The sequence below is a fragment of the Actinoalloteichus sp. AHMU CJ021 genome (assembly GCF_002895405.1).
In the GTDB taxonomy this organism is placed as follows: Bacteria; Actinomycetota; Actinomycetes; order Mycobacteriales; family Pseudonocardiaceae; genus Actinoalloteichus_B; species Actinoalloteichus_B caeruleus.
In genome coordinates this window covers 4,752,933-4,774,058 of the sequence record NZ_CP025990.1, presented here as the reverse complement: position 1 = coordinate 4,774,058, position 21,126 = coordinate 4,752,933, and the positions used below count along the sequence as shown (strand labels likewise).

Annotated in this window: 19 protein-coding genes; 5 read left to right on the top strand and 14 right to left on the bottom strand. The window is 74.3% G+C overall.

All coding sequences use genetic code 11. From position 1 onward, the window contains the following. Positions 1-11: 11 nt before the first annotated feature. Positions 12-1,346 (bottom strand): histidinol dehydrogenase, encoded by a 1,335-nt coding sequence (gene hisD, locus C1701_RS20270; protein ID WP_026420047.1) that lies wholly within the window; start codon positions 1,344-1,346, stop codon positions 12-14. 275 nt (positions 1,347-1,621) lie between these two features. Here hisD and C1701_RS20265 point away from each other — a divergent pair, with 275 nt between their 5' ends. Further along, positions 1,622-2,938: a M14 family metallopeptidase gene (locus C1701_RS20265; RefSeq protein ID WP_081715626.1), complete on the top strand. Its 1,317-nt coding sequence runs from the start codon at positions 1,622-1,624 to the stop codon at positions 2,936-2,938. A 192-nt stretch (positions 2,939-3,130) separates the two neighbouring features. Here C1701_RS20265 and C1701_RS20260 read toward each other — a convergent pair whose 3' ends face one another. The 4 genes from C1701_RS20260 to C1701_RS20245 all read right to left on the bottom strand — a co-directional run bounded on the left by C1701_RS20260 (position 3,131) and on the right by C1701_RS20245 (position 7,590). Beyond that, positions 3,131-4,288, bottom strand: a complete 1,158-nt coding sequence (locus C1701_RS20260) for an aminotransferase class V-fold PLP-dependent enzyme (RefSeq protein WP_337661843.1) — start codon at positions 4,286-4,288, stop codon at positions 3,131-3,133. Positions 4,289-4,513: 225 nt separating this feature from the next. Beyond that, positions 4,514-5,020 carry a barstar family protein gene (locus tag C1701_RS20255; RefSeq protein WP_051314231.1) on the bottom strand — a complete coding sequence of 169 codons (507 nt, stop codon included), beginning with the start codon at positions 5,018-5,020 and terminating at the stop codon, positions 4,514-4,516. A gap of 121 nt (positions 5,021-5,141) precedes the next feature. Then, positions 5,142-5,792, bottom strand: coding sequence for a ribonuclease domain-containing protein (locus C1701_RS20250; protein WP_337661842.1), 651 nt, complete (start codon positions 5,790-5,792; stop codon positions 5,142-5,144). Between the two features lie 211 nt (positions 5,793-6,003). Beyond that, positions 6,004-7,590 carry an ABC transporter substrate-binding protein gene (locus C1701_RS20245; protein WP_103056442.1) on the bottom strand — a complete coding sequence of 529 codons (1,587 nt, stop codon included), beginning with the start codon at positions 7,588-7,590 and terminating at the stop codon, positions 6,004-6,006. A gap of 253 nt (positions 7,591-7,843) precedes the next feature. Between C1701_RS20245 and C1701_RS20240 the strand changes: the two genes are divergently transcribed. The 3 genes from C1701_RS20240 to C1701_RS20230 all read left to right on the top strand — a co-directional run bounded on the left by C1701_RS20240 (position 7,844) and on the right by C1701_RS20230 (position 11,023). After that, positions 7,844-8,671 carry a carbon-nitrogen hydrolase family protein gene (locus C1701_RS20240; protein ID WP_337661841.1) on the top strand — a complete coding sequence of 276 codons (828 nt, stop codon included), beginning with the start codon at positions 7,844-7,846 and terminating at the stop codon, positions 8,669-8,671. Positions 8,672-8,912: 241 nt separating this feature from the next. Next, complete coding sequence (locus C1701_RS20235) at positions 8,913-9,593, top strand: ABC transporter ATP-binding protein (protein WP_103056440.1); 681 nt, start codon at positions 8,913-8,915, stop codon at positions 9,591-9,593. Continuing rightward, positions 9,590-11,023 carry a DUF6297 family protein gene (locus C1701_RS20230; protein WP_103056439.1) on the top strand — a complete coding sequence of 478 codons (1,434 nt, stop codon included), beginning with the start codon at positions 9,590-9,592 and terminating at the stop codon, positions 11,021-11,023. The genes C1701_RS20235 and C1701_RS20230 overlap by 4 nt, the downstream gene beginning before the upstream one ends. A gap of 51 nt (positions 11,024-11,074) precedes the next feature. Here the strand turns inward: C1701_RS20230 and nadC are convergent, their stop codons facing one another. From nadC to nadA, 3 genes are all read right to left on the bottom strand, one after another. Then, positions 11,075-11,950: a carboxylating nicotinate-nucleotide diphosphorylase gene (gene nadC, locus C1701_RS20225; RefSeq protein ID WP_026420040.1), complete on the bottom strand. Its 876-nt coding sequence runs from the start codon at positions 11,948-11,950 to the stop codon at positions 11,075-11,077. A gap of 106 nt (positions 11,951-12,056) precedes the next feature. Next, on the bottom strand, positions 12,057-13,694 hold the full coding sequence (locus C1701_RS20220; protein WP_026420039.1) for an L-aspartate oxidase: 1,638 nt from the start codon (positions 13,692-13,694) through the stop codon (positions 12,057-12,059). Further along, complete coding sequence (gene nadA / locus C1701_RS20215; protein ID WP_026420038.1) at positions 13,691-14,707, bottom strand: quinolinate synthase NadA; 1,017 nt, start codon at positions 14,705-14,707, stop codon at positions 13,691-13,693. The genes C1701_RS20220 and nadA overlap by 4 nt, the downstream gene beginning before the upstream one ends. A gap of 87 nt (positions 14,708-14,794) precedes the next feature. On the opposite strand from nadA, the gene C1701_RS20210 reads away from it, so the two are divergent. Then, a complete protein-coding gene (locus C1701_RS20210) occupies positions 14,795-15,499 on the top strand; it encodes an NUDIX hydrolase (protein ID WP_081715623.1) in 705 nt (234 codons plus the stop codon). 72 nt (positions 15,500-15,571) lie between these two features. Here C1701_RS20210 and C1701_RS20205 read toward each other — a convergent pair whose 3' ends face one another. From C1701_RS20205 to C1701_RS20180, 6 genes are all read right to left on the bottom strand, one after another. Then, on the bottom strand, positions 15,572-16,186 hold the full coding sequence (locus tag C1701_RS20205) for a DUF2567 domain-containing protein (protein ID WP_051314230.1): 615 nt from the start codon (positions 16,184-16,186) through the stop codon (positions 15,572-15,574). A 114-nt stretch (positions 16,187-16,300) separates the two neighbouring features. After that, entirely contained in the window at positions 16,301-16,522 is a 222-nt protein-coding gene (bsaP, locus tag C1701_RS20200; RefSeq protein ID WP_081715622.1) for a biotin synthase auxiliary protein BsaP, read from the bottom strand. 49 nt (positions 16,523-16,571) lie between these two features. Then, positions 16,572-17,615, bottom strand: a complete 1,044-nt coding sequence (gene bioB / locus C1701_RS20195; RefSeq protein WP_030105878.1) for a biotin synthase BioB — start codon at positions 17,613-17,615, stop codon at positions 16,572-16,574. 48 nt (positions 17,616-17,663) lie between these two features. Continuing rightward, positions 17,664-18,452, bottom strand: a complete 789-nt coding sequence (bioD, locus tag C1701_RS20190; RefSeq protein ID WP_103056437.1) for a dethiobiotin synthase — start codon at positions 18,450-18,452, stop codon at positions 17,664-17,666. A 26-nt stretch (positions 18,453-18,478) separates the two neighbouring features. Next, complete coding sequence (locus C1701_RS20185; RefSeq protein WP_443098164.1) at positions 18,479-19,711, bottom strand: adenosylmethionine--8-amino-7-oxononanoate transaminase; 1,233 nt, start codon at positions 19,709-19,711, stop codon at positions 18,479-18,481. A gap of 149 nt (positions 19,712-19,860) precedes the next feature. Then, positions 19,861-21,081 carry a cytochrome P450 family protein gene (locus C1701_RS20180; RefSeq protein ID WP_030105875.1) on the bottom strand — a complete coding sequence of 407 codons (1,221 nt, stop codon included), beginning with the start codon at positions 21,079-21,081 and terminating at the stop codon, positions 19,861-19,863. Between the last annotated feature and the right edge of the window lie 45 nt (positions 21,082-21,126).

The following is a 21,126-nucleotide window of genomic DNA, read 5'->3' as shown; positions in this document are numbered from 1 at the left end:
GGGGGTGCTGCTCAACTGGAAGCTCCAGACTCGGGTCGGAAACGCGCGGTGACGGCCTGCCCGTGGGCTGGCAGGTCCTCGGCCTCGGCCAGGGCGACCACGACGTCGGCGACGTCCCGGAGCGCCTGCTCGGAGTAGTCCACGACGTGGATGCCCCGGAGGAAGCTCTGCACGGACAGGCCGCCGGAGTGGCGGGCGCAGCCGCCGGTGGGCAGCACGTGGTTGGATCCGGCGCAGTAGTCGCCCAGCGAGACGGGGCTGTGGGCTCCGACGAACACCGCTCCGGCGTTGCGCACCCGGGCGGCCACCGCCCCGGCGTCCTCGGTCTGGATCTCCAGGTGCTCGGCGGCGTAGGCGTCGACCACCCGCAGCCCGTCGGTCAGGTCGGCGACCAGCACGCAGCCGGACTGGGCGCCCGACAGCGCCGTCCGGACCCGCTCGCTGTGCCGGGTGGCCGGGACCCGGCGCGCCAGTTCGGCGTCCACGGCGTCGGCGAGGTCGGACGAGGTGGTCACCAGCACGCTGGCGGCCAGCTCGTCGTGCTCGGCCTGGCTGATGAGGTCGGCGGCGACGTGGACCGGGTCGGCGGTGTGGTCGGCGAGCACGGCGATCTCGGTCGGACCGGCCTCGGCGTCGATGCCGACCAGCCCGCGCAGTTCCCGCTTGGCGGCGGTCACGTAGATGTTGCCCGGCCCGGTGACCAGGTCGACGGGGACCAGGTCCTCCCCCGTGGTGTCCTGCCCCCCGTAGGCGAGCAGGGCGATCGCCTGCGCGCCCCCGACCGCCCAGACCTCGGTGACGCCGAGCAGCTGGCAGGCGGCCAGGATGGTGGGGTGCGGCAGCCCGCCGAAGTCGGCCTGGGCCGGCGAGCACACCACCAGCGAGTCCACGCCGGCCTGCTGGGCGGGTACGACGTTCATGACCACGCTCGACGGGTAGACGGCGTTGCCCCCGGGGACGTAGAGGCCGACCCTGGCCACCGGGACCCACCGTTCGGTCACCGTGCCGCCGGGCACGACCTGGGTGGTCACGTCCCGCCGGCGTTGGGCGGCGTGCACCCGGGTGGCGCGGGAGATGCTCTCCACCAGCGCGGACCGCACCCCGGGTTCGAGGTCCCGCTCGGCGTCGGCGAGGGCCTGGGCCGGGACGCGGACGCGGGCCGGGCGCACACCGTCGAAGCGCTCGGTGAGGTCGAGCGCCGCCGAGACCCCGTACCGCCGGACCTCCTCGACGAGCGGGCGCACCCGATGCAGCACCGTGTCCACGTCTACCTCGGCGCGCGGCAGCACCGCGCGCAACTCGGCGGCGGACGGGACGCGGTCCCGCAGGTCTGTTCGGGTGAGCATCGGGTTCCTCGCACTCGTCGTTCCGTCGCGGCGCTCCGGGTCCCGCGCACGGGGCTGCGGGTGGGCTCGCGGCCGTCCGGGCAGGTCCAGGCCCCGCCGGCCGCGTCCCGGCCGGAACGCCCCCCAAGGGTAGATGGCGGGACGCGGCCACGAACGGGGCTCTCCGGTCACAGCTGTTGACAGTGAACGGAACCGGGAGCGGTTCCCTGCTTGTGGACCGCCGGCCAGGTGGAGAACCATCAGGGGATCACGCTCCGCGATCACCCGGAGGCAGGATGTTCCCGACCACACGCACCCTTCGCCGGTCCGCCGCGGTACTCGCGGCCGGCTGCTGCCTCGCGCTACTCGCGCCGATCAGCGCGACGGGCATCGCCCGACCCGCCGTTCCGGCGTCCACGTCCCTACAGGAGACCCAGCAGGAGGTCCGACCCGGGAGTGGGGCGTCCCCCCACCGGGTCGAGGGCACGGGCGAGGCCCGGGACCGGACCGCCGTGAGCCGCACCGGCGTCGACATCCTCGCGGTGGAGGGCGACGCGCTGACGGTGCTGGCCACCCCGGACCAGCTGGCCGAGGTGGAACGGCTCGGTTTCCCCACGGCACCGCTGGCCCCGCGCACGGAGGACGTCCCGAGCGATCCGCTGGCGTTTCCCCCCAACCACCAGGGCTACCACGACTTCGCCGAGGTGACCTCGGAGCTGCGGCGAACGGTGAGCGAGCACCCGGACATCGCGAGGATGTCGAGCATCGGCGCCTCCCACGAGGGGCGTGACCTCTGGTTGCTCAGCATCGGCACCCCCGGCCCCGACGTCCCCGAGGTGCTCTTCACCTGCTCCCAGCACGCCAGGGAACACCTGACCACCGAGATGTGCCTGCGCATCGTCGAACGGTTCACCGACGGCTACGGGACCGACCCGGACATCACCAGGGTCGTGGACGGCCGCGTGATCCACGTCGTCCCGGTGGTCAACCCCGACGGCAAGGAGTACGACATCGCCACCGGGCAGTTCCGGAGCTGGCGGAAGAACCGCCAGGGGCAGGGCACCGACCTCAACCGCAACTGGGGACACCAGTGGGGGTGTTGCGGCGGCTCCAGCGGAAGCCCCGGCAGCAGCACCTACCGGGGGGCGGCGGCGTTCTCCGCGCCCGAGACCGCCAGGGTGCGGGACTTCGTGGCGTCCCGGGTCGTCGGCGGTGAGCAGCGGATCACGGCCCACATCGACTGGCACACCTACTCGGAGCTGGTGCTGTGGCCCTACGGCTACACCTACGCCGAGACCGGCCCCGGGCTCACCGCGCGGGACGCGAGGGTGTTCGCCACCCTGGGCAGGCAGCTGGCGGCCACCAACGGGTACACGCCCATGCAGGCCAGCGGGCTGTACATCACCGACGGGAGCATCGACGACTGGATGTGGGCGGCCCACGGGATCTGGAGCTACACCTTCGAGATGTACCCGAGGGGGGCCGGCGGCGGCGGCTTCTACCCGCCGGACTCGGTCATCGAGCGGGAGACCGCCCGCAACGACGAGGCGGTGGACCTGCTGCTCTCCTACGCGGACTGCGTGCCCAGGGTGATCGGGGAGACCTGTTCCTGAGCGGGGTCCGGTCGCGAGCGGGCGGGTCCGGTTCCGAGCGGCCGGGCCCGCCCCGCGGCCGCCCGTCAGAGCTGGTCATACCGCGCCCTGGATGGCCGACACCCCGGGGCACGCCCCGCGTCCGGCGGCTCGCACGGTGGCGGACGGCCCGACCAGGCGAGCAGCACCGGACTCCCCGTCCGGTGGCACCGGTCAGCGGGTCAGCCTGTCCACCTCGGCGACGGCGGTGGCCACCTGGTCCGGCGAGACGAAGTAGTGGGCGGAGGCCCGGACCAGGTCGGGAAGGGACCTGCGGGTGGCGTCCAACAGGGTCGAGTTCGGCGGGCTCACCGTGACCGCGACCCGCTGGTCCCACAGCGCGTCCCGCACCTGACCGGCGGGGCGGCCCTCGACGGTGAAGGTGACGATGCCGCCCGGATCCGGGCCCAGGTCCCAGAGGCGCACGCCGGGGAGGGCGGCCAGGCCGGCGCGGAGGCGGGCCGCGCGGTCGGCCACCTCGCTGGCGATGGCCTCCATCCCGAGATCCCACGCGTAGTCCAGCGCGGCGATCAGCCCGAGCCGGTTGGCCACCCCGAACTCGAACCGCTCGAACACCCGGGCGTCGGTCCGCATCCGGTACCGCCCGGGCGCTGTCCACTGGGCGGCGGTGTGGTCGACGAGCCGAGGGCGAAGCCGGGGCAGGACCTCCTCCCGGACCACGAGCAGGCCGGTCCCCCTGGGGGCTCGCAGCCACTTGCGGCCGGTGGCGCTGAGCAGGTCCACACCGAGGGCGTCCACGTCGACGGGACGCTGTCCGACGGTCTGGCAGGCGTCCAGCAGCACCAGCGCGCCCACCTGGTGCGCGGCCAGCGCGGCCTCCCGCACCGGGTTGACCAGGCCGCCGTTGGTCGGCATGTGCACCAGCGACACGAGGCGGACCCGTTCGTCGAGCATCCGGCGCAGCGCGGCGAGGTCGAGCCGCCCGTCCTCGGCCGACGGAACGGTCTCGACGGAGATGCCCGTCTCGTCCCGCCGCCGGAGGAGTTCGACCGCGTTGGTCCCGTACTCGGCCTCGCTGATCAGCACCCGGTCGCCGGGCACGAGGGGTACCGCGTCGAGCGCGGTCAACCAGGCCTGGGCGGCACTGCCGAGGAAGGCGACCTCGGTGGGCCGGCACCCCAGCAGCCGGGCCGCGCTGTGGTAGCCGCGTTCGAGGTCGTCGGTGCGCTCGCCGGCGGCCCGGTAGCCGCCGATCTCGGCCTCCCGGCGGAGGTGGCCGGTGACCGTGTCGAGGACCACGGAGGGTGGCAGGGAGGAGCCCGCGCTGTCCAGGAACACCAGGTCCTCACAGGCCGGGGTGTCGGCTCGCACCCGGTTCAGCTCCACTTTTCCCCCTCGGTGCGGTGACAGACCTCGTCGCAGCCTAACCGGGTCACACTTCTGGGGGAAGGCGGTGCGGCTCCGGCCTCGGGACCAGGGTCGAGACCCCGGGAACGGCGCGGCGGCTGGGCGCCGGGACGCCGCTCCGGCCTCGCCTCGGCCCACGGGTGGGAACGCCCACCCGCGCCAGCCGGCACCCCCGGAGCGCCACCTCTCTCAGGCCCGGCCGGGGGCCGCCGTCCGCAGCCGGTCGCGGAGGTCCCCGGCCTCGTCGGTGGAGGTCCGGAAGAGCACGCGCAGTCCGGCTCCGCCCGGTTCCGGTCCGGTCGACCCCGCCACCGCGTCCAACACCCGGATGAAGGTCGTCAGCTCGGTGACGGGTTCGGCCACCAGGAGGTTCTCCGCGTGCCGCACGGTGATCTCCTCACGGGACCCCGGGCCCCCCTCCCGAACGCCGATTCCGGCGCCACCGGTGAGGAGGTCGGACAGGCACTCGTCGAAGGCGTCCCAGTTGCGGCCGAAGTAGTCGGGGAACCCCAGCGCCCTGGCCCACTCGTCGAAGAGCTGCGCCCTGGTGGCGCAGTGGCGACCGTCGACGGTCCAGCGACCGGGACTCGCTCCGCCGCCCTCGCCACCCCGGCTCGCGGTCGTGATCTCGTCGTCCAGGGCCAGTTCCGCCCATCGGTGTCCGGGGAGTACGGGCGCGTCCAGTGGCTCGGTCATGGTGGGGGTGTCCTCGGGCGCTGGGGCTGGCCGGGTGGGCCCGGCCGGCGCGGTGGGGGGTCGTCGTCCTGCCACCCGCGGAGCGGGTGGGCGGGCCGTGGCCGGGTCGGCACGGCCGTCGTCATCCGCAACCACCGGAGATCAGCCGGAAGGACTCGTAGTGGTCGGCGGTGTACCAGACCTCGTGGGTGTCGCGGTCCCGGACCAGCCGCTCGGCGTCCCGGCGCTCACCCGGCGGGCGCGGGTTGACGTCGTACTCCCGGTAGGACCCGTCGAGCGGCAGGTCCTCCCCGTAGTTGTGGTACTGGTTCCCGCCCCGGATGACGAGTCCGCCGCCCGCCGGGTGGTCCACCGCCTGGTCGTTGACCGGCCAGCTCAGGTCCGCCCAGGTCCCGCACGCCCGCCCCACCTGGTCCGGGAACTCGTCGACGGGCAGCGGCGGTCCCACGAGGTCGGCCGGGGTACCGCTGGTCGAGCGGGTGTCCTCGACCAGCGGCGCGGGGGGTGCGCAGGCGGCGGCCGCCGTCAACGCGGCGAGGAGGAAGGCGGTGATCGGCCCTGGCGGTCGGGTGCGGGCGCCGCCTCGCCGGCCCCGCCGGGGTGACGGTCCCGCTTCCCGGCCGGGGGGCGCGCCGCGGCCCCGGACGAGGGGGTGCCGAGTTCTCGAGGCGGGATCGCCCACGACGTGGTCCCGGGTGCGGTCCTTGCTCCACATGCCGCTCACCTGCCTGCCTCCGAGCCGCTGGGGTGGTTCTCCGTCGGGCGCGCTCACCGTCGTCCTCGTTCGACCACGGTAGGTGTGTTGATCACGGGGAGGAAGACGTTCACCCCCGAGCCCCCTGATCAGGTGAGGCGCGGACCGGGAGCCAAGGCTCCCTCGGCGGAACGTCACCTGCCGCCCCGCGCACCGGGCCCGGGCGCCAGCGGGTCCACGTGGACCGGTGCGTCCTCCCGCCCACCGCGCACCCGTCCCCCGGGGGCGCTCAGTTCCGGGACCAGTCCTCCAGGTTCCACCAGGGCCCCCAGGTCATCCCGTGGCCGCGAGGCTCGGTGACCCGCTGGTACCCGGCCCACCCCGGGCCCAGGAGGTAGCTGTGGCGGGGGAAGACCAGGTACACGAGCCCCGGCTCGGCCACGTAGGCCCGTTGCGCGGCCCGGTAGTGGGCGGTGCGCTCCGCCTGGTCGAGGCCGAGGCGGGCGGCGTCGAGCGAGGCGTCGACCTGGGGGTTGTCGTAGCGGCCCAGGTTGGCCTCGGCGACCGAGGAGGAGTGCAGCGACGGGTAGCCCTGGAGGTCGGGGTCCAGCGGGTTCCCGTGGCTGACCACCACGGCGTCCCTCCCGGCCCGGGGGAGGATGTCCTCCCAGGACAGCCCCTCGACCCCCACCTCCACGCCGATGCTCGCCGCCCCCTCCGCGAAGGCGGCGGCGAGCTCGGCGCTCAGCGGGTCGTCGTCCGGGTGCAGCAGGGTGAAGCGCGCGGGGGTGCCCTCCCGGGTGCGGACCTCCTCGCCGTCGTCGAGGTCCCAGCCCTCGTTCTCCAGCATCCGGCGGGCCTGCGGGGCGTCGAGGACGAAGGACGCCTCGGGGTCGACGAACTCCGGGAGGGTGGGCGGGAACGGGGTGTGCGCCGGCTGTCCGTGCCCACCGAGGACGTCGGCCACCATGCCGGCGCGGTCGACGGCCAGGTTCAACGCGAGGCGGATGGCCGGGTCCCCGGCGACCGGGTGACCGGAGGGCAGCGTCACGGCCCGGAACTCCCCGCTGTCGTGGTGGACGACCTCCAGCTCGGTCTGTTCCGGGAGGTCCCTGGCCTCCCACGGGTGCAGCACCGCCCCGTCGAGCTCCCGGTCCCCCATCCCCCGGACCCTCTCCTCGAACCCCAGGCCGAAGACGACGGTCACCTGGTCGATCTCGGGTGCGCCGTCCCAGTAGTCCTCGTTGGCCTCCCACACCATCCGCTCGCCCTGGATCCACTCGACGAGCCGGTAGGGGCCTGTCCCGACGGGTTGGGTGTTCAGGGGTGAGTCGACGAGGGGGCCGGCGGCCACGTCCTCGCTGGGGACGATGCCCAGCACCAACAGGTCGGGGAAGGACGCGTGGGGGTGGCGCAGGTCGAACTGGACGGTGTGGTCGTCGAGCTCGGTGACCGACTCGACCACGTCGAGACCGGCGGCCACCAGGGACCCGCTGGCCGGGTCGATCGCGGCCCGGTAGGTCGCGACGACGTCCTCCGCGCCGAGGGGGGAACCGTCGTGGAAGGTGACGTCCTCGCGGAGGCGCACCGTCCAGGTGGTCCCGTCCGTGGAGGGTTCGGGTTCCTCCAGGGCCAGGGCGGGGCGCGTGACCCGTTCCGCGTCGTGGGTGAGCAGGCCGTCGTAGAACTTGCCCTTGCCCTGTTCGGCGTAGCCCAGCAACGGGTGGAGGGTGGCCGGTTCGGCGACCTCGGCCAACACGATCGAGTCGCCGGCCCGCACCTCGTCGGTCCGCTCGGAGGTCGGCGTGGTGCACCCGGCGGAGAACGCGACGGCGGACAGGGCGAGGAAGGCCACGGGCCTGCGGCGGACGAACACCCACCAACTCTAGGAACCGGCGTCCCACGACCGGCACGCGGAGTGCCCGGCGGGGTGCGAGCGCGGTCCACCGGCGGTTCCGCTCCGGTCGGCCCGCACACCCGACGGACCGCCGGACCGTCCGCCGCGTTCCCCGGCTGGCGCGGGCGGAGGCGTTCGGTTCCCCCGGGCGTGGCCTTCCTCGCCCGCCCGATCGGTCCAACCGGCGCGGTGGACGCGCGGTGGGGCAGGATCGGAGTGTCCGATCACGACGATGGCTACGGCGAGGTGGATGATGGCAGGCTCGTTGCGGGTGGCTCTCTGCCAGCTCAGCACGACACCGGATCCCGCGAGCAACCTGGAGCTGGTCCGGCACGGCGCGGCGGAGGCGGCCGCCGCCGGCGCCCAGGTCGTCGTGTTCCCGGAGGCGACGATGGCGTGCTTCGGGATCCCGTTGCGCCCCCTCGCCGAGGGCCTGGAGGGGCCGTGGGCGACGGAGGTCCGCCGGATCGCGGCCCAGTACGAGCTGCTCGTGGTCGCCGGCATGTTCACCCCGGCCCCGAACGACCGGGTCACCAACACCCTGTTGGTCACCGGGCGGGGGGTGGACACCTACTACGACAAGATCCACCTGTACGACGCGTTCGGCTTCCAGGAGTCGGCGACCGTGGCCTCGGGGGATCGGCTGGTCAGCGTCGAGGTCGAGGGCATGCGGTTGGGTTTCGCCACCTGCTACGACCTGCGCTTCCCCGCGTTGTTCACCCGGTTGGCGGCGGAGGGGGCGGAGGCGGTGGTGGTGCCCGCGTCCTGGGGCGCCGGGCCGGGCAAGCTGCGGCAGTGGGAGCTCCTGGTGCGGGCCCGCGCGCTCGACTCGACCAGCTGGGTGCTGGCCTGCGGCCAGGCCCTTCCCGATGGCGCGGACGTCGAGCAGGCCGGGGGACGGGCGCCCACCGGGGTGGGGCACAGCATGGTGGTCGACCCGTTGGGCACCGTGCGGGTCGCGGCGGGCTCCGCTCCCGAGGTGGTGCTCGCCGGCATCGACTCGGCACGGGTCGCCGCTGCCCGGGACTCGGTTCCGGTGTTGGCCAACCAGCGGCTCTGACGACCGCGACGACCAGTGCGCGGGTCGCCGTGCTGGGCACCGGCTCCGACCTGGGCGCGGGAGCGGGCGCGTGCCGCTCCCACCCGGGCCGGGCTCGTGGCTCGGACCGCCTCGGGGCGTTCGACGGGCGGCTCGTCCTGACAGGACGGTGCCAGCCCAGGACGGGGATCGGGGCGGAACCGGGGCGACGCCCCGGCCGTTGTCGGGGGGATGCCCACCGCCTCCGAGAGCAGGTCCTCGCATGCACCGTCCACCGTCGACCTCGTCGTCGCCGGCCCCCACCCTTCCGGAACGCCGGGGGACGGCGTTGCTGGAGTTCCGGGGGCTGACGGTGCGCTTCGGTGACCACGTCGTCCTGGACCGCCTCGACCTCGCCCTCGAGGCGGGTCGGGCGGTGGCGGTGGTCGGACCGAACGGCGCGGGCAAGTCGACGGCGTTGCGCTGTGCCGTGGGCGCGGAGGCGCCGACCTTGGGAGAGGTGCTGTTCGACGGGGCTCCGCTCGACGAGACCTCGCCCGCCTTCCGCGCCTCGGTCGCCGCCGCCCTGGACGACGCGGCCTCCTTCCCTGACCTCTCCGTCGTGGAGCACCTGCTGGTGGTGGCCTGGGCACACGGGGTCGACGACCCGGCGGTGGTCAACGCCGCCGTCGTGGACTGTGGACTGCGGTCCGTGCGGGACAACCTCCCCGCGACGCTGTCGAGCGGGCAGGCGCGGCGGCTGGCCCTGGCCTCCTGCCTCGTCCGGCCACGGCGCGCGCTGGTCCTCGACGAGCCCGAGCAGCGGCTGGACGAGAGTGGGCACGACTGGTTGCGGGAGAGGCTCCTCGCGGAGAAGGCGGCCGGGACGGCGGTGCTCTTCGCGTCCCACCACTCCGCCCTGGTCGACGCGGTGGCGGACGACGTCGTCACGGTCGCTCCGTGACCGCGGTCCGGCGCGCCGGTGGGCCGGGCACGACGGTCCCGGCGGTGGGTTCCCCACCTCCCACGGCGCGTGCGCTGCGGGCCCGGTTGCGCGCGGCGCGGCGGGAGCGGGGTGGGCGTGGGGCGATGGGCCGGGTGGGGGACCTCTCCTCGCCGGTCCTGGTCGCTCTGGTGGTGGCCGGTGCCCTGGTCAGCTTCGTCTCCGCCGTGGCAGGGGGGCCGGCAGTGCCGGAGCCCGAGGAGCTGGCGTCGCTGCGCTGGTTGGTGCTGGTGGGCGCGGTCGCCGCCTGGGCGGGGGTGGTCCGTTCCCTGCTGACCATCGGACCTGTGGTCGTCGGCGCGACGAAGCGGTTCTGGCTGTTGGGCGCGCCGGTGAGCCGCCGGGGCTTCCTGGCTCCGACGATGGTCGCCCTGTCATCCGGGATCGCGGCGCTGGGCGGGCTCGTCGGGGTGGTGCTGGCCGCGTTGGCGTCCCTGCGCGGCCCGGGCGTCCTGCTCGCCGGTGCCGCCGGGGTGGCCGGTGGTGCGCTGGCGGTGGCGGTCGCGGTGCTGGGCCAATCGGTTCCGGACGGGCCGCGTCGGCTGCGGTGGGCCGTGGACGGGGTGCTGGCCGCCTGCGTGGTGGGCGGGGTGGTCCTCGCCGCACCGGCGGGGTGGATGGTCACCCTGCCCGCGCCCTCGTCGGCCTGGGTGGTCGTCTTGGGGGTGGTGGCGGTGGCCGCCTCGCTCGCCTCGTGGGTTCGGCTGGCCCGGGTGGGGCGGGCCACCCTCACCGCTGGTGCCGACCTCGCGGGCACCGCGTCCGTGGCGGTGTGGTGGCTGGACCTCTCGGTGCTCTCGTCGGCTCTCGACGAGAAGGCGATGCGACGCCGGGGCCGGGTTCGGTCGCGGCGGCTGCGGGGGACGCGGGTGACGGTGTCGCTCCGCGCCGACTGCCTCCGCCTGCTGCGTCGGCCGGCGCGGGGTGTGGTGTGGGCGGTCCTGCTGCTCGTGCCCTACGCGGTGGCGGGCGTGGCGCTGCCCGAGGCGACGGTCGCGGTGGTCCAGGCGCTGGGCGCGGCGCTGGCCACCGACCGGCTCGCCGGGGGGCTGCGGACGGTGGCGCGTTCGCCCGGTCTGCGGCGGGCGTTGGGCGGCACCGATCGCCACTTGCTGCTCGCCCATCTGGTGGTGCCGGGTGTGGGCGCGCTGCTGTGGGTGCTGTTGACGGCTCCCGCCCTGCCGTCCTCGACGTGGTGGTGTTCGGCGGTGTCGGTGCTCGGCGCGGTGCTGGTCACCTACCGGCTCGCCACCCGCCCCCCGCTGTCCTACGACCTGACGCTCTACGACACCGGGCTCGGACCGATGCCGCTGAACCTGATCCGCGAACTGTCGCGGGGGTCGCTGCTGCTGGTGCTGGTGGTCGTCGCCCAACTGGCCATCGTCGGTTGAGGACCGACGGCCACCTGGTCGCGGGCGAGCGGATGGCGGGTGGGCACGGGGTCAGTCCAGGTCCAGCCCCAGGTCCAGCGCCGGAGCGGAGTGGGTGAGCGCCCCCACCGCGAGGTAGTCGACGCCGGTGGCCGCGTAGGAGGCGGCGACCGCCAGTGTGAGCCCGCCGGAGGCCTCCAACCGGGTCCCGCTGGCTCCGGCGGCGTCCCGGCGGCGCACCGCCTCGGCGCACTGCTCGACGGTGAAGTTGTCCAGCAACACCTCGTCGGCGCGCGCGGCGAGCACCGCGTCCAGCTCCTCCAGCGTGGTCACCTCGACCTCGCACGGGAGGTCGGGGGCGTGTTCCCGCACGGCGGCGAGCGCGTGGGTGACCGAGCCCGCCGCCACGACGTGGTTGTCCTTGATCAGGACCGCGTCCCCCAGTCCCATCCGGTGGTTCGAGCCCCCGCCGCACCGCACCGCGTACTTCTGCGCCGAACGCAGCCCCGGCAGGGTCTTGCGGCTGTCCCGGATGACGCAGCCCGTGCCGGCCACCGCGTCCACCCAGGCGGCGGTGGCGGTGGCGATGCCGGAGAGGTGGCAGAGCAGGTTGAGCGCGGTCCGTTCGACGGTGAGCAGCCCCCGCACCGGTCCGCGTAGCCGCATCGCTGGCTGCCCGGCCACGACGCGGTCACCGTCGGAGAGCGCCTCCACCACCTCGTACCCCCGGGGGCCGAGGTGGAGGTCGCAGACGGCCCGGACCAGGGGGAGCCCGGCGAGCACCCCCGGCGATCTCGGCGCGATGTCGGCCACGGCCCACTGGTCGGCGGGGACGGTCGCCTCGGTGGTGACGTCCGGCCCGTACCGCAGGTCCTCGCGCAGGGCGGTGGCGATCAGCGTCGCGATCTCCGAGGGGTCCAGGCCGGCGGTGGTGAGGGCGGTGGCCACGGAGTCGGACAGGGCGGGGGCGGCTGGGGCAGTGCTCACGATCGCACCTTCCTCGTGCGGGTGGCCCCGGGGGGCTCGGGGCGGGGGCCGGTGGCGGCGCGGCGGTTCACGCGGCGGCTCCGAGGGCGGGTGCGTCCACGGCGATGGGCTCGCCGAACACGTCGAGCCGGAACGCCGTGGACCGCCTCCAGACCTCGTCCTCGCGTCCGGGGTGGTCCAGGCGTTGGTGGCAACCCCGGGACTCGGTGCGGTGTGCGGCGGCGGCGAGCAGGGTCCTCGCCACCAGGGTGAGGGCGGCGTCCTCGGCGAGCCGCCGGGTGGACAGCGGGCGGGACACCGAGCGGGCCTCGAGCTCGGCGTGGGCCGTGGCCAGTCCCGCCGCGTCCCGGCCGAGACCGGCGTGCCGGGTCATCACCCGCTGCACGACGTCCCGGTCGCAGATGCCGCTGGCGGGCAGGGGTGCCCGGTCCACGGCGCAGGGGCCGCCGACCAGGCCGGCGTCGAGGTCACCGGCGACCGCCTCGGCGGCGAGTCGTCCCGTGACCAGCCCTTCGAGCAGGCTGTTGGAGGCCAGCCGGTTCGCGCCGTGCAGTCCGGTCCTCGCGGTCTCCCCCGCCGCGTAGAGGCCGGGGACGCTGGTGCGCCCGTGCACCGTGGCGAGGACACCGCCGCAGGAGAAGTGCGCGGCCGGAGCGACCGGGATGGGCTCAACCTCGGGGTCGATGCCCGCGCGGCGGCAGGCGGCGCTGACGGTGGGGAACCGGCGGGCGAAGGCGCCGCCGGCGAGGTGGGTGGCGTCGAGGAAGACGTGGTCGTCCACGCCGCCGGGCGCGGCGGCCAGGTGGGCGCCGATCGCCCGGGACACGACGTCCCGGGGGGCCAGGTCACCCAACGGGTGCACGCCCGCCATCACCCGGGCTCCGGTGGCGTCCACGAGGACCGCTCCCTCGCCTCGGACCGCCTCGGTCACCAGCGGTCGGCTGCCGGTCGCGTCGGCCGAGGTGTAGAGCACGGTGGGGTGGAACTGCACGAACTCCAGGTCGGCGACCTTCGCTCCGGCGCGCAGGGCGAGCGCGATCCCGTCGGCGGTGGCCACCGCCGGGTTGGTGGTGGCGCGGTAGAGCTGGCCGAGGCCCCCGGTGGCCAGCAGGACGGCGGGGGCGCGGACCACGCCGGGCACGCCGTCGGCGTCGAGCACCGTCAGGCCGGCGACACCGCCCGACCGGCCCCGCAGCACCTCGACCGCGGTGTGGCCGGTGAGGAGGGCCGGACCGCCGCGGGCGGCGGACAGCAGGGCGCGTTCGACCTCGGCCCCGGTGGCGTCCCCGCCGGCGTGGACGACCCGGAACGCGGTGTGGCCCCCCTCCCGCGTGCGGTCGAGCCGCCCGTCGGCGCCCCGGTCGAAGACAGCTCCCAGGTCCCGCAGGTCGGTGACGGCGGCGGGGCCGGCGCGGACGACCGCGTCCACGGTGCCGGGATCGCAGAGCCCCACCCCGGCGGTGAGGGTGTCGGCGATGTGCCGTTCGGGGGTGTCGTCGTCGGGGCCGTCGGGGAGGACGACCGCCACGCCGCCCTGGGCCCAGGCGGTGCCGCCCTCGGACGGTTCGCCCTTGCTGATGACCAGCACTCGGAGCCCGAGGCTGGTGGCGCGCAGCGCCGAGGTCAGTCCGGCCACGCCGGATCCGACGACCACGAGGTCCGCGCTGGCCTCCCAGCGCGGCGTTCCCTGGTCGCCGGTGTTCATTCCCCGCCGCCGGGCTGCCCGATGGCGATCATCCTCCGGACCGCGTCCCGGCCGCGTTCCGCGGTCTCCTGGTCCACGGTGACCTCGTCGAGGCCCTCGCGCAGGCAGCGGAGCAACGCGGCTGGCGTGATCATCTTCATGTAGCGGCAGGACGCCCTGTCGTTCACCGCGCGGAAGTCGATCTCCGGAGCGGCCCGGCGGAGCTGGTGCAGCATGCCGACCTCGGTGGCCACCAGCACGGAGCTGGCGTTGGTGGACCGGGCCGCGGTGAGCATGTCGCCGGTGGAGAGGATCTTGACCTGGTCGGCGGGGACGGCTCCCTCACCGGCCAGGTAGAGCGCGGAGGTCGCGCAGCCGCACTCGGGGTGGATGAAGAGGTCGGCGTCCGGGTTGGCCGCGGCCTTCTCCGCCAGCTCGGGGCCGTTGATGCCGGCGTGGACGTGGCACTCGCCGGCCCAGATGTGCAGGTTCTCCCGGCCGGTGACCCGCTTGACGTGGGCGCCCAGGAACTGGTCCGGGCAGAAGAGCACCTCGCGGTCCTCGGGGATGGAACGCACCACGTCCACCGCGTTGGAGGAGGTGCAGCAGACGTCGGTCTCGGCCTTCACCGCCGCGGTGGTGTTGACGTAGGAGACGACCACCGCCCCGGGGTGCTGGGCCTTCCACTCCCGCAACTGCTCGGCGGTGATGGAGTCGGCGAGTGAGCACCCGGCCCGCTCGTCGGGGATCAGCACGGTCTTCTCCGGGCTGAGGATCTTCGCCGTCTCGGCCATGAAGTGCACACCGCAGAAGACGATGGTGGACGCCGTGCTGCTGGCGGCGATCCTGCTCAGCGCCAGCGAGTCTCCCGTGTGGTGCGCGACGTCCTGGATCTCCGGGAGCTGGTAGTTGTGCGCCAGCAGCACCGCGTCGCGCTCCTCGGCGAGGCGCAGCACCTCCTCCCGCCACGCGGCGTCGGGGGTCACGCCGCCGTAGGGGGTCAGGTCCAGGTCGGTCGTGGTGGTCGCAACCATCTTGTCCTCCTCGAGGGAACCGGAGGTGGGTCACCACCCGCCGGTTTTCGCCCTCCGATCGAAAACTGGGTGGATACTATCAACCAGGTGAGTCAGACCGGTCACGAGGTGTTGGCGGCGGTGCTCGGAGTCCGGGGCCGCGACCGCGAGAAGTCCCTGCGGGTACTGCTCTGGCGGCGCGGCAGGCCGCCGCAAGCCGGCAGATGGGCGCTGCCCGGCGGGCAGTTGGGCGCCACCGAGGACGTGGAGTCCTCCATCCGGCGTCAGCTCGCCGAGAAGGTCGACGTGCGACAGCTCACACACGTCGAGCAGCTCTCGGTGTTCAGCGCCCCCGAACGGGTCCCGGGGCGACGGGTGGTCGCCACCGCCTTCCTCGGCCTGGTCCCCTGCGACGTCGACCCGGAGATCCCCGACGACACCGAGTGGTTCCCGGTCTCCGCGCTGCCCGAGACCGCCTTCGACCACGGGTCGATCGTGTTGCGCGCGCGCGACCGGCTCCGCGCCAAGCTGTCCTACACCAACCTCGGGTTCGCCCTGGCTCAGCCGCAGTTCACCATGTCCGCCCTGCGCCGCGTCTACTCCGCCGCGCTGGGTTACCGGGTCTCGGCCACCAACCTGCAACGGGTCCTGTCCCGACGCGGCCTGCTCGAACCGACCGGCGGCACCGCCCCGTCCGGCCCCAGCGGAGGACGGCCGGCGGCGCTGTTCCGGTTCACCGGCTCGGGGCTGCGGGTCACCGATCCGTTCGCCGTGCTCCGACCCCCGAGCGGGGAGGACGTCCGCTCCTGCTGAGCGCCCGCCGCGGGGGGTCGGACGGCACCGTCCCGCCCCCGGCGAAGGCCAGCCGGGCGCCCGCCGCCGGTGTCAGCCCCGCCGTCGACCCAGGTCGTCGGTCCCCGACCAGGCGACAGCCATGCCGTAGCTCAGTGCCGCTCCGAGCGGTTGCGCGACCAGGGCGAGGGCGGTCGTGAGTTCCGGAGGGCGCACCAGCGTGGCCCCGGCCGACACCGTGTCCGCCAGGGGGAACCGGCTCATGGCGAACGACGTGCCGATCCGGTTGGCCAACCAGGCCGCGGCCAGGCAGCCGAGGACGACGGCGACGAGGACGACCGGTCCCCGCCGGCTGCGCCACGACCAGGCCGCGAAGCCGGTGACCACGCCCGCTCCCAGGCCGAGGAGGACGAACAGCGCCAGGGCGTCGAACCGGTGGTAGCTCTCGGCGGGCAGGCTCGCCAGGCGCCCGTCGGCGAGCACCCGCAGCCGCACCGGGGGCGCCAGGGCGGACCACAACCACCCCAGGGGAAGGCCGGTGAGCGCGACCAGGGACAGCAGGTTCAGCGCGGGCAGCAGGTCGGGCCGCACCAACGGCGGGCGGGGGCGCCGCGCCGGCATCGCCACGACGTGCCCGGCACCTGGTGGCGGGACGGCCGGGAGGTGTGCTGGTCCGACATCTCCGGTGCTGCGCGGTTGCCGCGACACCCGCACCTCCGCTCTCTCGGTGGGTTCCGGCCGCCGCGCGGTTCACCCTGGTCGGTCCCGGGGCCGGGCGCCGTGGGCGACGCCGCTCCCGGGCGGTGAGTGTCCCAGGACGCCTCAACCGACCGGCGGGGTGGGTGCGTCGGCCTCAACCCCCAGGCTGCCGTGCCGGCCGCACCGGGCACTCCACCCGGCCGGGGTCACCTGCACCACCATGCGCCGGGCGCAGGAAGGACAGTACCGGGGAGGGTCGGTGCCGCGCCGACGAACACAGACCGCCCGGTCCGGGCAGGCCCCGTCCGGCCGGCCGCACCACCCGCAGTAGCCCGTGCCGTCCACGTCCCCCTCCTCCCACCCCCGGGTGCGTCGAGTCCGAAACCCCGAGGGCTCACAGGGTGCTGTTGAGCGCCTTGATCGGCATGTTCAGCTCGGCCAGCATGTCCAGGTCCTCGCCGGCCGGTCGCCCGAGGTTGGTCAGGTAGTTGCCGACGATGATCGCGTTGATCCCGCCGAGCATGCCCTGCCTGGCCCCCAGGTCACCGAAGGTCAGCTCCCGGCCCCCGGCGAAGCGCAGCATGGTGCGCGGCAGGGCCAACCGGAACGCCGCCACCGTGCGCAGCGCCTCCGGCCCCTCGACGACCGGGTAGTGCTCGAACGGGGTGCCCGGGTTGGGGATGAGGAAGTTCAACGGCACCTCGTGGGGGTCGAGCTCGGCGAGCTGGCTGGCGAACTCGGCTCGCTGCGCTGTCGTCTCCCCCATCCCGATGATCCCGCCGCAGCACACCTCCATGCCCGCGTCCCGCACCATCCGGAGGGTGGACCAGCGTTCCTCCCAGGTGTGGGTGGTGACGACCCGGGAGAAGTGGGAACGGGCGGTCTCCAGGTTGTGGTTGTAGCGGTGCACCCCCATCGCCGCCAACTCCTCCACCTGCTCCCCGGTGAGCATGCCCAGGGAGCAGGCGATGTTGAGCTCGCGGGTCACCTCGTCGGCGCGGATGGCCTCGATGCCCGCCCTGACCTGCCGGAGCAGGCGCTCGTCCGGCCCGCGCACCGCCGCCACCACGCAGAACTCGGTCGCACCGGAGGCTGCGGTCTGCCGGGCGGCGCGCACCAGGCCCGGGATGTCCAGCCAGGCCGCCCGGACCGGGGTGGGGAACAGGCCGGACTGGGAGCAGAAGTGGCAGTCCTCCGGACAACCGCCCGTCTTCAGGCTGACGATGCCCTCGACCTCGACCTCCGGACCGCACCAGCGCAGCCGCACCCGGTGTGCCAGGTCGAGGAGTTCGGGCAACCGGGAGTCCGGCAGGGACAGCACCTCGCGCAGCGCGCCCTCGCCCAGCCCCCGGCCGGCCTCCAGCACCTCGGCCTCGGCCCTGGCCAGGACGTCCACCGGCTGGGCGCTGGTGGTGGACCTACCGTCGACATCGCTCACGAGTTGTCACGATGTCAGTGACGGTACGTGGCGCGCACTGCCGAAGACCTACAAAATCGGTCGGCGAGTCTGTGCTGGCTCCTCCACTTCGGACGGCGTCGTGGGGGCGGTGCCCGGTGCGACGCCCACTCCGGCCGGCCCGGTGATCCCCTTCGGGGTGAACCGCCCGCCCAGTGCGCCGGCGAGACCGTCGCGGGCGGCGAGCAGGAAGTCCGCCGGGGACCGCCCCGCGCACCCGGTGGGCAGCACGCCGAGCAGCGGTACCCCGGTGACCAACGGCAGGTCCCGGAGGTTTTCCCGGCACGCGAGGTCCGGGTGGGCCGGCCACTCCCCCACGACGAGCCCCGCGCAAGGCAGGCCCCGCCCGCGCAGCGCCTCCACGGTGAGCGCCGCGTGGTTCAGCGTGCCCAGACCGGCCCTGGTCACGACCAGCACCGGAGCAGCCAGCTCGGCCGCCGTCTCGGCGAGGCCCCCGCTCTCGTCGAAGCGGACCAGCAGCCCACCGGCGCCCTCCACGAGCACCAGGTCGTGGTCGGCGGACAGGGAGCGGGCCAGGTCGGCGACATCGCTCGGGGACACCGGCGCCAGGCCCCGGCGGCGGGCCGCCGTCGCGGGGGCCAGCGGATCGGGGTAGCGCGCGGTCTCCCGGCAGGTGACCGCACCGGCGAGGCGGACCACCTCGTCGACATCCCCCGGTTCGTCCTCGGCCACCCCGGTCTGCGCGGCCTTGAGCACGGCGACACGCCGACCGCTCGCCGCCGCCAGCGCCGCCACCCCGGCCGTGACCACGGTCTTGCCGACACCGGTGTCGGTGCCGGTGATCACCAACAGTCGCACGCGGCGACCCTAGCGGCAGGCGCGCCTCACGCCTCCTCGGCCACCGCGGTCATGGCCGCGCAGATCGCGGCGATGTCCTCGTCCTCGCTGACGTAGGGCGGCATCGTGTACACCAGGTCCCGGAAGGGGCGCAGCCACACCCCGTGCCGGGCGGCGGTCTCCCTGGCCGCCGGGAGGTCCACCGGGCGGTCGAGCTGGAGGACCCCGATCGCCCCGAGCACCCGGACGTCCACCACGCCGGGCAGCGCGGAAGCGGCGGCCAGGCCGGCCCGCAGGCCCCGCTCCACCCGGGCGACGCGGGCGCGCCAGTCACCCGCCAGCAGCAGCTCGACGGAGGCCGCCGCGACCGCGCAGGCCAACGGGTTGCCCATGAACGTGGGGCCGTGCGCCAGGACGGGCACGGCACCGGCGGAGATCCCCTCCGCGACCTCCTCCGAGCACAGCGTCGCGGCCAGGCTCACGTACCCGCCGGTGAGGGCCTTGCCCAGGCAGAGGACGTCGGGCGCGACTCCGGCGTGGTCGGCGGCGAAGAGCTCACCGGTGCGACCGAAGCCGGTGGCGATCTCGTCGAAGACGAGCAGCACGTCGTGGGCGAGGGTGAGTTCACGCAGGACGTGCAGGTAGCGGGGGTCGTGGAACCGCATCCCTCCCGCGCCCTGCACCACCGGCTCCACGATCACGGCCGCCAGCTCGTCGGCGTGCCGCTCCACCAGGTCCGCCAGGGTCCGCACGTAGTCCTGGTCGACTCCGGCGTGGGCACCCGGGGGCGGTGCGGGGGCGAACACCTGCTCGGGCAGGACCCCCGACCACAACGCGTGCATCCCCCCCACCGGGTCGCAGACGCTCATCGGGTGGAAGGTGTCGCCGTGATAGCCGCCGCGCCAGGTGAGCAGGCGGGTCTTCTCCGGTCGTCCCCGGGACCGCCAGTGCTGGAGGCACATCTTGGCGGCCACCTCGACGGCGACCGATCCGGAGTCGCTGAGGAAGACGTGGGGCAGTGACCCCGGGGTGATCTCCGCCAGCCGTGCGCACAGCCGCACCGCGGGCTCGTGGGTCAGCCCCCCGAACATGACGTGGCTCATCCGCCCGAGCTGGTCCCGCGCGGCGGCGTCCAGCTCGGGCACCTGGTAGCCGTGGATCGCCGACCACCACGAGGACATGCCGTCGACCAGTTCTGCCCGCCCGGCGACGGGGGTGGCGAGGCGGAGCCGCACGCCGGACGCCGAGTCCACCACCAGCGGCTCCACCGTTCCCGGCATGGGCCCGTACGGGTGCCAGACGTGCCGTCGGTCCAGGTCCAGCAGGTGTTCGACCGTCACCCCAGCAGGGTAGAGCGGTGATCGCCCCGCCCGAGGTGGTCCCCCGCCCTGGCGGAGGACCGGGGACCACCTGGGTGGAGCGGGTGGCCTCAGCGCAGGCGGACCGGCAGTTCCTCCAGCGCCCTGACCAGGGTCGACTGGCGCCACCGGATCTCCGACTGGGGCGTGCCCAGGCTCATGTTCGGGAACCGGCGCAGCAGCCCACCGAAGGCCACCTCGCCCTCCATCCTGGCCATCGCGGCTCCGACGCAGTAGTGCACGCCGTGGCCGAACGCCAGGTGCCCGCTGGCGTTGCGGGTGATGTCGAACTCGTCCGGGCGGGAGTAGCACTGGTCGTCCCGACTGCCCGCGAGCAGCGAGACCAGCACGATCTCCCCGACGCCGATCCGGGCGTCGCCCAGGCGGAACTCCTCGGTGGCGTACCGGATGCTGGCCAGGTGCACCGGGCCCTCGAAGCGCAGGATCTCCTCGATGGCGGCCGGCAGCATGGTCAGGTCGGACCGCAGCGCCCGCAGCTGCTCGGGGTGGCGCATCAGGTGCAGCATCCCGTTGCCGATGAGGTTCACCGTGGTCTCGTGACCGGCCACCACCAGGAGGAACGCCATCGCGACCAGCTCCTCCTCGCTGAGCCGGTCCTCACCGTCCCTGGCCTCGATCAGGTCGGTCAGCAGGTCGTTGCCCGGGTGCGCGCGCTTCTCGGCGATGAGGTGCTGGAGGTAGGCGAGCATGTCGTTGATCGAGGACTGGGTGCCGTCCGCCGGTCCGTAGTTGGCGACCACGTCGGCGCTCCACCGCCGGAACTCGTCCGCGTCGGCGTGCGGGATGCCCAACAACTCGCAGATCACCCTGATGGGCAGCGGGAAGGCGAAGGCGTCGAGGAGGTCGACCTCCGTCCTCGACTCCATCTCGTCGAGCAGCTCGGTGGTGATGGCCTCGACGCGGGGGCGGAGGTTGACGACCATGCGGGGGCTGAAGACCTGCCGCACCAGGCGCCGCAGCCGGGTGTGCTCCGGCGGGTCCATGTTGACCATCTGGGCGGCGAAGCTGCCGGCCAGCTCGGCCGGTGTCTGGCCGTCGGGCAGGTCGAGGTGCCGGAAGAGGCTGGAGAAGCCCCGGTAGTCCTTGCTCAGCGACGGCGTGGTCAGCGCTTCCTTCGCCTCGTCGTACCGGGTGACGACCCACGCCCGAAGACCGGAGGGTAGTCGGACCGCGTGCGCGGGTCCGGTGGTCCGTAACGCCTCGTAGACGCGGTGGGGATCCTGGAAGAAGTCGTCCCCGAGCGGCCGTGGGGCGGTCAGCGACTGGGTCATGGAGATCCTTCCTCGTTCAGATGATCTTGCGCGTGACGAGTGAAC

Coding starts and splice junctions, on each gene's coding strand:
- nadA (WP_026420038.1), bottom strand. CDS start 14,707: ATGGTTGCGACCACCACGACCGACCTGGACCTGACCCCCTACGGCGGC.
- hisD (WP_026420047.1), bottom strand. CDS start 1,346: ATGCTCACCCGAACAGACCTGCGGGACCGCGTCCCGTCCGCCGCCGAG.
- C1701_RS20240 (WP_337661841.1), top strand. CDS start 7,844: ATGGCTACGGCGAGGTGGATGATGGCAGGCTCGTTGCGGGTGGCTCTC.
- C1701_RS20220 (WP_026420039.1), bottom strand. CDS start 13,694: ATGAACACCGGCGACCAGGGAACGCCGCGCTGGGAGGCCAGCGCGGAC.
- C1701_RS20265 (WP_081715626.1), top strand. CDS start 1,622: ATGTTCCCGACCACACGCACCCTTCGCCGGTCCGCCGCGGTACTCGCG.
- C1701_RS20185 (WP_443098164.1), bottom strand. CDS start 19,711: ATGCCGGGAACGGTGGAGCCGCTGGTGGTGGACTCGGCGTCCGGCGTG.
- C1701_RS20255 (WP_051314231.1), bottom strand. CDS start 5,020: ATGACCGAGCCACTGGACGCGCCCGTACTCCCCGGACACCGATGGGCG.
- C1701_RS20235 (WP_103056440.1), top strand. CDS start 8,913: ATGCACCGTCCACCGTCGACCTCGTCGTCGCCGGCCCCCACCCTTCCG.
- C1701_RS20180 (WP_030105875.1), bottom strand. CDS start 21,081: ATGACCCAGTCGCTGACCGCCCCACGGCCGCTCGGGGACGACTTCTTC.